This is a genomic window from Microbacterium sp. UBA1097, from assembly GCF_002313585.1.
In the GTDB taxonomy this organism is placed as follows: Bacteria; Actinomycetota; Actinomycetes; order Actinomycetales; family Microbacteriaceae; genus Microbacterium.
The window spans coordinates 1-11,800 of the sequence record NZ_DCBW01000053.1; the positions used below are offsets into that span (position 1 = coordinate 1).

The following is an 11,800-nucleotide window of genomic DNA, read 5'->3' on the forward strand; positions in this document are numbered from 1 at the left end:
GAGGGCTACTACATACCGTCTAGAGGCGCTCAGAACGCCGCAGGAGGCCGTAGAGGACCGGCCTCGCACGACGCCTCTCGCCAACGACCATGAAGCCTCTCAGCGACCCCGCGTCCGAAAGACGATCGTTCTGTGAGACACGTCCGATCCGCCACCCACAGCATCGGCTCACTGCTGGGCACCGCGGTGGGCTACCGGTAGCGACCGTCCCAGCGCCCGCGCGGATCATCAGGCCCCGCACGGTCGACTACGTTCCCGACTCGGAGCGACCCTGCGTCTGAAGCTTCTCCTCGAGATTCGCTGCTCTCACGCTGACGATGATGGCCACGATGCCACCGACGACGTAGACGACGGTACCCAGGAATGAGGCGTAGATGATCCACGAGGCTGTTCGGACCCCATCGACTGCGAGGACCATCAACGCGATGACAGCCATCACGGCGAGGGTTGTCATCGCGAAGGCGAAGGTGGACCATAGTCCCGGTGACAGCCTCCGCGCGCTTCTCACCTTCCATAGGGCGAGAGCGGCGGAGACGACCGCGACCACGAACAGGACGATCGTGACGATCGCACCGATCCAGCCGATGACCAATTGCTGGTCGGAGGGTTCGCCGCAGCTGTAGAGCAGCGGCACGGCGCTCAACGTGGAGCCGATTTGGCAGTACGGACTGCGTTGCTGCATGTAGTGGCCGGCGGAGACGAAGAGCGGGATCAGAAGAGAGACGAGCAGACTGCACCAGCCCAGCCCGAGAAGGCCGGACTGGTGCAGTCGAGGTTGTGCGCTCATGTATCTACTAAACAGGACGACACCAGATCAGTACGGACCGTTGCATGACCAGATCTGTGCCGCGACGAGGCCGAACTCTCCGGAATACCAGCAGAGGTCGGGCGCCTGATTGTTGTTGTCTGCGTTGAGGACCATCCTGTTCTGGCCAGTACCGGGACCGGGATAGCTAAGGGCGGTTACCCCCATGCAGTCTGTGAGAGGCATCCAGGGTTGGTTCTCACATTGGTGTCGGGTCACGGGTTGGACGATTGATCCGACCCTGCTCTGGGTTTCCTGCCCCCGGAGTGGGTAGGAGTAGATCATGAGAGTGTTCGTGCCGTAGGTGCCTGAAGGCATGGCCCAGGGCTGTGCCATTCCCACCGCGACGGTCGACACGTTGCAGGGGTCGGACAGATCGTTGTAGTCACCATAGAGCCCGAGGGCACCTGGTGCCGCGACCACGTTCGCGCCGTCGATGACCCATCCGAACCAGTCGAACGGCTGGTTCGACGCAGCAGCCCAATCCTTGTAGTCATCGCCGGAGCAATTCGGACGCAGATCCTTCCCGGGGAATGTAATCGGTGTTCCGGGGGGCCAGGGCCTGTTGTTCGTGTAGAAGTCGACCTGGAACTCCATGCCCCAATGATCTGCCATCACCAACGGGGACGCGTATGGGTCTAGTGACCACCACGAGTACTGCGATGAGATCGAGAGGTTCTGCCCCATGTCCGTGATCATCACCTGAGCGTCGTTGGGCTGCCACGTGTCCCCCGCGGCAGCCGAGGACGCCACAACAGGGGAGAGTTGCGCTGTGGAACTTCTCTCCGCGGGCCCGCGATCCGTCGGAACAACAGCGTCTGGGGCGTCGTACACGGGGAGATCTGCGCCGAGGACCACGTCACCCAGTCCGCGGGACTGCTCACGCTTGTCCGTGAATGCCTCCCCGTCGACGTACGCTGTGACGATCTCCGGAGCGGTGCCTGTTTCCTTCCTGACCTCGGCAAGGAACTCCTCGACCGTCAGTCCGCCGTCGAGCCAGAAGTCGCCAACGATCGAATCGCTCTCGAACCGGTAACCCTCTACCGGCAGCCCAGCCGCCCGAGCGACGGTCGTCGCGGACTCCAGGCTGACCGGGTGCGCGAAGGAGATCTCGGAGAACGTCGGTGTGATGGGCTCCTCGACGGGCTCCTTCACGGGGCTCTGGTTACCCGATTCGGCAATTGCCGCGGCCGGTGTCATTGCGAGCACCACCGCGGCGATTGCCCCGCCGAGTGAGATGGCTTTCAGGTGTCTCATCAATCCTCCTGTCATCGTTGAGTGTCGATGTCTCACTCTCTCCATGGCACTCACACGAAACCAGGCAGTACGTTCCCTGGACTCAGAGGCGGAAACATGAGATAGGCGGGTACGCTACGTCGGCGGGTGAGGTGTCAGCTCCAGAGCCCACAGAACACGAATGACCGTGACCATCGTGGGGTTCGGAGCCGTCCCGACACCAGGCCCGACCCGCTCGAGCGCCGCATACGTCTGCACAGATACATCGGCCATGTGCGCGACCTCTTCTTGAGAGAGGCCGCGCCTGCGTCGCGCCGTCACAAGAACCTCGGCAAGGTCTCGCGTCACTTCGTAGTACCGGTCAGCGAATGACCGCGCTTCCTGCATAGAGGCCTCCCTCGACACGGAAATGCCCACGGGGCGCTCACGAGCCAAGGCCGACGCTACCTACGGACATCGGATCTGTCTGTCCCCCATAAGGGGGACAAGCCTGGCCTCTCGCCAGACCGGCGTCCGAAAGACGATCGTTCCATGGACACCTGGTCAGGCGCGATACCGACCGAGTCGGCACCCGGAATTCCGCGGCAGCCCCGTGAAGCCATCGGCGCGTCCGCAAGCGCTTGATCTACCGGACGCGGGTACACGACCGCGACACACGACCGGGCCCTGCACCGACGGTGCAACACTGGGGTGGTGGGCACGCTCAACCGAACACCGACTCGCCCCGCTGCCGTGAGCCTCGACGATGCCCTCTCACGAGCCGAGGCGGGCGACGACCTCAGCCGCGACGATCTGATCGCGGTGCTCTCGGCGCGCGGGTCGGACCTGGACGCGGTCCTCGATGTTGCGGGCGACCTGCGGGATCACGGCCTGCGAGAGGCTGGACGCCCGGGAATCTTCACCTACTCCCGCAAGGTGTTCGTGCCGGTCACGACCCTCTGCCGGGACCGCTGCCACTACTGCGTGTTCGTCGATACCCCCGGACAGCTGCAGCGCGCCGGCAAGCCGGTGTTCATGAGCCCCGAGCAGGTGCTCGCCGTCGCCCGCGCCGGCCAGCGCCAGGGCTGCAAGGAGGCTCTGCTCACGCTCGGCGACCGCCCCGAGGAACGATGGCCCGAGGCTCGCCGTTGGCTCGACGAGCACGGTTTTGCCTCGACCCTCGACTACGTCGCGCACGTCGCCCGCCTCATCACGGCCGAGACCGGCATGCTCGCGCATCTGAACCCCGGCGTCATGAGCGCCGACGAACTTCAGCGGTTGCGCCCGACAGGACCATCGATGGGCATGATGCTCGAGACGACGTCGCGCGAGCTGTTCGAGACCCCGGGACAGGTGCACTATGGGTCCCCCGACAAGGATCCCGACGTCAGGCTTCGGGTGATCGAGGAAGCCGGCATCCACCGCATTCCGTTCACGACCGGCATCCTCGTGGGGATCGGCGAGACGATCAGCGACCGCGCCGACTCCCTGCTGGCTCTGCGGGACGCGCACCGTCGCCACGGACACCTGCAAGAGATCATCGTGCAGAACTTCCGCGCGAAGCCCGGGACCGCGATGCGGGACGCGGCGGATGCCGAGCTGGAGGAGTACGTCGCCGCAGTGGCGGCTGCGCGCCTGACGATGGGCGCGAATGCACGCATCCAGGTTCCGCCGAACCTCAGCGACCCGACCGAGTTCGCCCTTCTCGTGCGGGCCGGTGCTGATGACTGGGGCGGGGTCTCGCCGGTGACAGCCGACCATGTCAATCCCGAGCGTCCGTGGCCCCACCTCGACGATCTGGCGGCCCGCACGGCCGAGCTGGGTTTCGAGTTGCGTGAACGTCTCACGGTGCATCCGGAGTACATCCGCGACGCCGCGACGTGGCTCGCGCCGGAGCTGCACTCGGCGGTGGCCGCCCTCGCCGACCCGGTCTCGGGGCTCGCGCTCTCGACGCTCGCCGCGACGACCCCAGATAGCGCAGCCCGACGCGCTCGGGGCAGCTCGTTCGACGCCCTCGTCACGGATGCCGCGACCGACCCGGAATCCCTCGCCGACGACGACTGGACGCGGCTGCTGACGGCACAGGGCGCAGACCTGGACGCTGTCGCCCGCGCAGCAGATGATGTGCGTCGCTACACCGTCGGTGAGGCCATCAGTGTCGTCGTCAATCGCAACCTCACCACGACCGGGCTGCGTCCGAGCGTGTCCGCCGGCGACCTGGACCGCGGCACATTCACGTTGGCCGAGGTCGCCGAGATCGCTCGAGATGCCGCAGACCTCGGTGCGAGCGAGCTGTGCGCGCAGGGCATCATCCCGATCGAGGCGGATGCCTACCTCGAGCTTGCTCGCACGGTGAAGGATGCCGCGCCCACGCTGCACCTGCACGCCTTCCGCCCGCAGGACGTCTGGGACTTCGCGTCCCGGAGCGGACTCTCGATCGACGAGGCCTACCGTGAGCTCAGGGCTGCGGGCGTCGATACCGTCCCGGGCACCGGCGTCAAGGTTCTCGATGACGGCATCCGCGAGCGGGTGGCCGCCACCGATCTTCCCGTCGATCAGTGGCTTACCGCAATCCGCGCCGCACATGCTGCGGGGCTGCGGTCGACATCCGTGCTCTTCTACGGCCACGTCGAAAGCGCCGCCGACCGCGTCGCGCACCTGCGCACCCTTCGCGACCTGCAGCGCGAGACGGGTGGATTCACCGAGTTCGTGCCGATCCCGCTGCCCGGATACGGCGTGCCGCTCGTCGCGGACAGGTCACCGATCGATGAGCATCGCGCCATGGTCGCCGTGTCACGGCTGCTGCTGTCGGGCGCGATCTCACACATCCAGGTGCCGTGGCCTCGGCTCGACGCCGCCAGCATTCCCGTGTTGCTGCGCTCGGGCGCCGACGACCTCGGCGGCACGCTGCTCGATGGTCGGGTCCTGCCCCGCACCGGTGTGGAGCACGGGCGCGAGCTCCCCCTGTCTGAGGCTGAGCGCATCGCCCGGCACCTGCTGCGGCCCCTCCGGCAGCGCACGACCGACTACCGGGACGCCCGTCCCGCTGCTCGCACAGGCGACCGAACCCGGGAGCCGCGATGACACCCGAACACGAGGTCGTGATCGTCGGCGCGGGTTTCGCGGGCCTCGCCGCCGCGATGGAACTCGAAGCCGCCGGAGTCACCGACGTCGTGATCCTCGAGCGGGCGCGAGAGGTGGGAGGCACCTGGCGCGAGAACACCTACCCGGGCGTCGCCTGCGATGTTCCAGCCCACCTCTACGCTCTGGCGCGTCATCCGTGGCCGCACTGGACACGGGAGTTCGCGCCCGGAGCCGAGATCCAGGCGTACCTCCGACGCGTCGCCGCCACCACAGGGATCGATAGCCGCATCCGGTTCGACACCGCGCTGCTTGACGCCCGCTGGAACGACGGCGCGTGGAACCTGCAGACCACCGGCGGCAGTCTGCGGGCACGGATGCACGTCCTCGCGTGCGGTCGGCTCACGGAACCGTCCCTGCCGGAAGTGCACGGCCTGGCAGCCTTTCCCGGACCTGTCGTGCACTCCGCGCGCTGGGACCCCGAGCTCGACCTCGAGGGCAAACGCGTCGCGGTCGTCGGCACGGGCGCGAGCGGCATCCAGCTCGTCCCGGAGCTCGTGCGCCGGGGCGCCGAGGTGACGCTGTTCCAGCGTTCCGCGCCCTGGATCCTCCCCCGCGGCGGCAGGACCTACACGGATGCCGAACGCGAGCGGTTCGCGACTCACCCCGAGGTGCTCGCCGCCCTGCGCGAGGACCTGTTCCTCGACGGTGAGGCGCGCCACGCCTCGCGCGCCGGCGATGCGGCAGCGGCGGCTGCGGCATCCGACCAGGCACAGGCGCATCTGCACGCGCAGGTATCCGACCCGACGCTGCGCGCATGGCTCACCCCCGACTACGCGTTCGGCTGCAAGCGGGTGCTGCTCTCCGACGACTTCTACCCTGCCGTTGCCTCGGATGCCGTCACCCTCGAGCCTTCGGCGCTGGCACGGGCGGATGGCGGTACCCTCGTCGCCGCGAGCGGGCGGCGCCATGCCGTGGATGCCGTCGTTCTTGCTACCGGGTTCAGCGCGACGCGTCAGCCTTACGCCGAGCTGGTCACGGGTGAAGACGGGATCTCCCTCGACGAACACTGGGCAAGCGGAATGTCATCAGCGCTGTCGACGGTCGTGAGCGGATTCCCGAACCTGTTCATCCTCAACGGACCCAACGCGTCCCTCGGTCACAACTCATCGATCCTCATGCTGGAGGAGCAGGCGGCCTACGCCGCGCGAACGATCGCGGCGACTCCGGAAACTGCCACCTTGCGCCCCGACCCGGCCGTCGAGCAGGACTACACCCGCATGATCGTGCGACGCTCGCGCGACACCGCGTGGGTGTCCGGCGGATGCCGCAACTGGTACGTCGACGAACGGTCCGGGCGCCTGACGCTGCTGTGGCCAGGCACCGTGACGCAGTTCCGCGACCAGCTCCGCGGGGCCGACGGCAGCGAATTCCTGACTGAACCCGCTACCGAAAGGAGCACCACGCCATGACCATCCCCCTGCGCCTGGGATACAAAGCATCCGCCGAGCAGTTCGGACCAAACGAGCTCGCAGACTTCGCGGTGGGCGCCGAGCAGGCCGGGTTCGACTCGGTGTTCGTCTCCGACCACCTGCAGCCCTGGATGCACGAGGGTGGCCATGCGCCGGCGGCTATCCCGTGGCTCGGCGCCGTCGGGGCGCGAACGTCCCGGGTCCTCCTCGGCACGTCGGTGCTCACCCCCACCTTCCGCTACCACCCGGGTGTCGTGGCGCAGGCCTTCGCGACCCTCGGCGTGATGTACCCGGGGCGCGTCATCCTGGGGGTGGGCACCGGCGAATCCCTCAACGAGGTGACCCTCGGCATCCCGTGGCCCGAGCCGCCCGAACGTTTCCGTCGCCTGAAGGAGTCGCTCACGCTCCTGAACAAGCTGTGGACCGGCGAGCGCGTCAGTTTCGACGGCGAGTTCTGGCAGGTTCGGGATGCGACGATCTACGACCGTCCCGACACTCCCGTACCGGTCTACATCGGTGCCGCCGGCCCCGCCGCTACCCGTCTGGCAGGTCGCGTCGCCGATGGCTTCATCACGACAAGCGGCAAGGACCCAGCTCTGTACACCGACACACTCCTTCCGGCTCTGGATGAGGGGCTGGAGAAGTCGGGGCGCACGCGTGATGACATCGACACGCTCATCGAGGTGAAGGTCTCGTACCACCCCGATCCTGCCGAGGCCCTCGAGCGCACCCGGTTCTGGGCCCCTCTCGCGCTCAGCCCCGAAGAGAAGGTCGGCATTCACGATCCCATCGAGATGCAGCGACGGGCCGCGGAACTGCCGATCGAGCGTGTCGCGAAACGGTTCATCGTCTCGTCCGACCCCGACGAGCACGTCGATCGCATCGTCGAAGTCGCCGAGCGCGGCTTCCGCCACCTCGTGTTCCACGACCCCGGGCACGACCAGGCGGAGTTCATGGAACGCTACAGCCGCGACATCCTCCCCCGCCTGCGCGAACGTCTGGATCCGTGAGCGGCTGGAACCTCGTCATCCCGGTCCGCGGCGGCGCGGGCAAGAGTCGCCTCGAGGTGCCGGATGTGGACCGGGCAGGGCTGGCGCGCGCGATCGGGCTCGACACGATAGCCGCAGCGCGAGCATGCCGGGTCGTCGCGCAGGTCGTTGTCGTGACCGCGGATGCCCAGATCGCCCGTGCGATCGAGGATGATTGCCTCATCGTGGCCGATCCCGGGACCGGGCTGAACGACGCGGTGCGGGCCGGGCTCGCGGTGACGGATGCCGCCCAGCCGCGAGCCGCGATGCTCGGCGATCTTCCCGCGCTTCGCGCCACAGACCTGGAGACCGTGCTCGTGACGGCAGCGCGGTACGAGAGCGCGGCGCTGCCGGACGCGGAGGGGACGGGCACGACCCTCATCACGCGGGCGGTGGCCGGGAAGCTCGTCCCGGCATTCGGTGAGGACTCTTTCACCCGCCACCGGGCAGCAGGATTCCTCGACCTCGCCCGCGAGATCGACGCCGGCCGGCAGCAGCGGGGGGCCTGGAGCGCACGGCGAGACGTCGACACTCTCGATCAGCTCCACGAAGCCGCCCAGCTCGGGCTCGGCATCCGCACGGCCGCACTCTTGGAAGGGAGATCGCGTCAGGGCGCAGCTTCGTCGGTCGCATGAAGCAGCGGAAAGCGCGCAACGACCTCGATGAGCGCATCGACGGTCTGGCGATCGGCCACACCGTCGACAGTGAGACCGGCGGCCTGGGCGTCAGTGGCGGTCCGCGGGCCGATCGCCGCCACGACGGTCGAAGGCGGAATGTGCGGGAACTGCTCGCGCACCTGTTCGGCGACCGATCCGCTTGTGACGAGGATCGCGTTGATCCGACCGCTACGCACGTCGTTCGCAATGCGCTCGGTGACCGGAACCCCGACCGTGCGGTACGCGACGACGCTGCGCACCCGATGGCCGGCGTCGGTGAGCATTCCGGTCAGCACCGGTTTGGCAGTCTCGCTGCGCAGCGTCAGGATGTCACGCGGCTCGGGTTCGAGGTCAATCATCTGCTCGGCAAGGCCCGCGGCCGAATTGTCGAGGTCTGGCACGAGGTCCACGCGGTACCCGACGGCTTGCAGCGCTGCAGCTGTGGTTTCTCCGACCGCGGCAACCTTCGTCTGCGGGGGGATGACGGCGCGGTAGGCATAGAGGACGTCGACGGTGGTCGCACTCGTGAGCGTCACCCAGTCGAAGTCGCCGGCCGCAAGGGCCGCGAGCGCCGACTCGAGCTCTGTCTGGTCAGTTGTGGGGGCGAAGTTGATCAGCGGCGCGATGACAGGTACGGCGCCCTGGCGCCGCAGCGTCGCGGCGACGGAGTCGCCCCAGGGTCCCCCGCGGGGGACCAGAACACGCCACCCGGCCAGTGGCTTGGCGGCGGTCTTGGACGGTGCTCGGTTCATGATCGACTCATCGATGCGGAGTCGACCGCCCGACGTTCGAGCAGCCGAACGACGTGTCACCTCGGGTCACAGGATGGTGGCAACTACGTCGTCGGCAGCTTCCGCATCATCGCGCTGCCTGTTGTCCGAGCATAACCCCCACGCTCGGGGGATGTCGCGGTCAAAAGGTCACGAGATGGTCACCTCGTGGCTGCTGCGGGGCTACTTGTTGACGTAGGAGTTGACGCCCCACCAGACCAAAGCGCCCACGGCCGCCGCTTTCACCACGGCGAGAGTGACGGTCGCGACGGGGTGTTCGCGCGAGAAGCGGCGCAGTTTCGTCACCGCGCTGTCGGTGGCCTTCGAGACCTGCTTGGGAACATTGGTCTTGTCTTCGATGGCAGCGAGCGCGGCCTTCAACTCTGCCCGGGCCCTCTCGACCGGGTCCGTGAGCGACAGGTCTACCGCTGTCTTGGGAACGCCGGTCTCAGAGCTCATCACGGATCTCCTTGATGTCTTGGCCCACGGCCTGGACGGGGTTGCGCCTGCGGGTGAGCTTCCGGAATCTCAGCACGCCGAGCAGGGCGAAGACGATAGTCACGACCAGGAGGGCGGCGAATACGACCAGCGCCGACAGCCACACCGGCCACCACGACGAGAGCCCGGCGATCAGGAAGGTACCGAACACCGGCAACGACCAGAACAGCACGAACAGGGCGACGAGGAACAGGACGACGCCGATCCCGGCATCCTTCCCCGCCTGCCGCGCCCATGACTTCGCGGCATCGACCTCGGCGACAATCAGGTTCCGTATCAGTTCCGGAAGCTCGCCGAGGAGCGAGAGAAGGGAATCGTTCGCCCGATCGCGGAATTCTCGAGGGGCGCTCATGTCACTCCTTGCCGGCTGCCTTGGCGATGTCGTCGATCGCCTCGTCGGCTGCCTGCTTCACGGCCTCGGCAGACGTGTCGGCTGCGCTACTGACGGCATCCACGGAGTTTTTCCCGGCCTTCACCGCGGCGTCGAGCCGCTCGCCCGCGGTCCCCTTCGAGGTGGCAGCCTTGGTCACCTTGACCGCCGAGTCCCAAAGGGTGCTCGGCAACGCCATCGCGCTGGACTTCGCGAAGTCCTTCGCTTTGCCCACCTGCTTCTGCACGGGCTCCATGTTCCAGACCTTCAGAGCCTGGGACTTGATCTGCTCGTATCTCTGCCGACCGGCACGCGACCCGAGCACGTAGCCCACGGCGAGTCCGACGACGAGTCCTGCTTTGCCCCTCATGGGGTCTCCTCACGCTTGTCGAGCGGGTGGTCCTCACCCAGCGTAACGCCATCGGCATGTGTCCCCCACAGGAGGTTGACACGGAGCCGCTCAGCCTCCTCGCGCGCGTGCGCGACGACGCGCGCGAGGCCCGGGCCCGACACCCACGCACCCACGAGGCCGAGCCCGCGCACTTTGCCTACCCGCTCTCGCAGCGTCTGGGCTGCCTCGTCTCGCCCCCGCATCACGGCGGCCGGCGGCTGCACCCACCGGTCTCGACGCGCTTCGACAACCGCGTCAGCGGGTAGACCGAGCAAGGCTTCAGCCTCACGCGCCGCCTTGACGAAAACGTCGTCGTCACTGAGCGCGGCAGTCGGGGGCGCGGTCTCGAGGTCACCATACGTGAGGCGGGCCACGCGCACCCCGGTGACAGTACCGGTCCAGCGCGCGGTCTCGTCCGACGCGACAACCGGTTCGGTTGCGGGGTTCAGCGTGAAGACGGTGGTGTGCTGCTCCTCGGGTGCCGGCGCGGAGGCGACGAGCGTGACGACATCCTGCACGAGTTCGCGCGTCAGGAGCTCAGGGACGGAGAAGGGCACGAGGCGGGTGGCGTCGGCAGCTTCCGTTGCGACGATCACGGCGTCAGCGGCCAGTGTCTGCGTCTCATCGACGGTATCCAGGGTGACGGTCCAGGAACCGCCCGAGGACGTGAGCTGGGATACTCGCGCCCCGGTGATGACAGAAGCCCCGTAGTCGCCAAGGCGCGCGATCAGGGCATCGACCAGACGTGTCGGTCCGCCCACCAGGCCACGGATCGGCGGAACCCCTGACTCGTCGTCGGCGACCGCCAGCAATTCGCCAGCCGCGGCGGCGAGCGATCCGGTTCGCGTCAGTGCCGAACTCAGTCCGGGCGCGATGAGGCCGACATCCACCGCGTCGGGGACCAGTCCGTACCGGCCCCGCATCAGCGGGGCAACGAGCCGGCCCAGAATCTGCCCGCCCATGCGACGACGAACGAGTGTGCCGAGGTTGCGTTCTTTCCCGATGGTCAGCGGCGGGCGCAGCCGGTCGAGATAGGCCCGCCAGGTGCCGGCCCACCCGATCACGCGGCGCACCATCGGATCCCACGGATTCGCCGGTATGCCGGCCACGGTCTGCTCCGGGTAGGGCTGGACCCCACCGGAAACCGCGACCCAGACATCCGCGTTCGCCGGCTCGACCACCTCATCGCCGAGACCCAGTTCCGCCACGAGCGGGTCGACTGCACCGTTTCGGGTAGCCCAGCCCGTGGCGCCGAGGTCGACAGCGATACCCGCGACCTCGGCGCGCGCGATGGCACCGCCGAGACGCTCGGATGCTTCAACCAGCGTCACCTGCAGCCCGACCTTCGCGCACTCCAGCGCGGCAACCAGTCCGGCGATGCCGGCACCGACAACGACGACGTGCTCGGATCTGGCGTGTTCGACCAGCTTCTCGAACGCGGACTCGGCCATTCCTCCATCCTCCCCCATCTGCGCGAGCCCCATCCCAGCCGAGTTGTCCTTCCTCCGCGCGAG

The 11,800-nt window shown here is 67.7% G+C and carries 12 protein-coding genes; 4 read left to right on the forward strand and 8 right to left on the reverse strand.

The window, feature by feature from the left end; genetic code table 11:
• Window positions 1–247 precede the first annotated feature (247 nt).
• From B4F19_RS12845 to B4F19_RS12855, 3 genes are all read right to left on the reverse strand, one after another.
• Window positions 248–787, reverse strand: coding sequence for a hypothetical protein (locus B4F19_RS12845; protein ID WP_228178338.1), 540 nt, complete (start codon window positions 785–787; stop codon window positions 248–250).
• A gap of 27 nt (window positions 788–814) precedes the next feature.
• The gene (locus B4F19_RS12850) at window positions 815–2,062 is read right to left on the reverse strand and encodes a hypothetical protein (RefSeq protein WP_228178337.1); all 1,248 of its coding nucleotides are present in this window, start codon (window positions 2,060–2,062) and stop codon (window positions 815–817) included.
• Between the two features lie 114 nt (window positions 2,063–2,176).
• Window positions 2,177–2,428 (reverse strand): helix-turn-helix transcriptional regulator, encoded by a 252-nt coding sequence (locus B4F19_RS12855; protein WP_292728644.1) that lies wholly within the window; start codon window positions 2,426–2,428, stop codon window positions 2,177–2,179.
• Window positions 2,429–2,734: 306 nt separating this feature from the next.
• Between B4F19_RS12855 and cofG the strand changes: the two genes are divergently transcribed.
• The 4 genes from cofG to cofC are packed head-to-tail and all read left to right on the forward strand — an operon-like array spanning window position 2,735 to window position 8,236.
• Window positions 2,735–5,104 carry a 7,8-didemethyl-8-hydroxy-5-deazariboflavin synthase CofG gene (gene cofG / locus B4F19_RS12860; RefSeq protein WP_292728642.1) on the forward strand — a complete coding sequence of 790 codons (2,370 nt, stop codon included), beginning with the start codon at window positions 2,735–2,737 and terminating at the stop codon, window positions 5,102–5,104.
• Window positions 5,101–6,573 (forward strand): flavin-containing monooxygenase, encoded by a 1,473-nt coding sequence (locus B4F19_RS12865; protein WP_292735506.1) that lies wholly within the window; start codon window positions 5,101–5,103, stop codon window positions 6,571–6,573. The genes cofG and B4F19_RS12865 overlap by 4 nt, the downstream gene beginning before the upstream one ends.
• Window positions 6,570–7,583: a glucose-6-phosphate dehydrogenase (coenzyme-F420) gene (fgd, locus tag B4F19_RS12870; protein ID WP_228178333.1), complete on the forward strand. Its 1,014-nt coding sequence runs from the start codon at window positions 6,570–6,572 to the stop codon at window positions 7,581–7,583. The genes B4F19_RS12865 and fgd overlap by 4 nt, the downstream gene beginning before the upstream one ends.
• Window positions 7,580–8,236 (forward strand): 2-phospho-L-lactate guanylyltransferase, encoded by a 657-nt coding sequence (gene cofC / locus B4F19_RS12875; protein WP_292735509.1) that lies wholly within the window; start codon window positions 7,580–7,582, stop codon window positions 8,234–8,236. The genes fgd and cofC overlap by 4 nt, the downstream gene beginning before the upstream one ends.
• Here cofC and B4F19_RS12880 read toward each other — a convergent pair.
• From B4F19_RS12880 to B4F19_RS12900, 5 genes are all read right to left on the reverse strand, one after another.
• Entirely contained in the window at window positions 8,209–9,009 is an 801-nt protein-coding gene (locus tag B4F19_RS12880) for a uroporphyrinogen-III synthase (protein ID WP_292735512.1), read from the reverse strand. The two genes, cofC and B4F19_RS12880, sit on opposite strands and share 28 nt — an antisense overlap.
• Before the next feature lie 201 nt (window positions 9,010–9,210).
• Window positions 9,211–9,486 (reverse strand): hypothetical protein, encoded by a 276-nt coding sequence (locus tag B4F19_RS12885; protein ID WP_228178330.1) that lies wholly within the window; start codon window positions 9,484–9,486, stop codon window positions 9,211–9,213.
• On the reverse strand, window positions 9,476–9,877 hold the full coding sequence (locus tag B4F19_RS12890) for a phage holin family protein (RefSeq protein WP_292735515.1): 402 nt from the start codon (window positions 9,875–9,877) through the stop codon (window positions 9,476–9,478). The genes B4F19_RS12885 and B4F19_RS12890 overlap by 11 nt, the downstream gene beginning before the upstream one ends.
• A 1-nt stretch (window position 9,878) precedes the next feature.
• Window positions 9,879–10,265, reverse strand: a complete 387-nt coding sequence (locus tag B4F19_RS12895) for a hypothetical protein (protein WP_292735518.1) — start codon at window positions 10,263–10,265, stop codon at window positions 9,879–9,881.
• On the reverse strand, window positions 10,262–11,800 hold a 1,539-nt coding region (locus tag B4F19_RS12900; RefSeq protein WP_292735522.1), incomplete at its 5' end, for a protoporphyrinogen/coproporphyrinogen oxidase. The genes B4F19_RS12895 and B4F19_RS12900, both read right to left, overlap by 4 nt.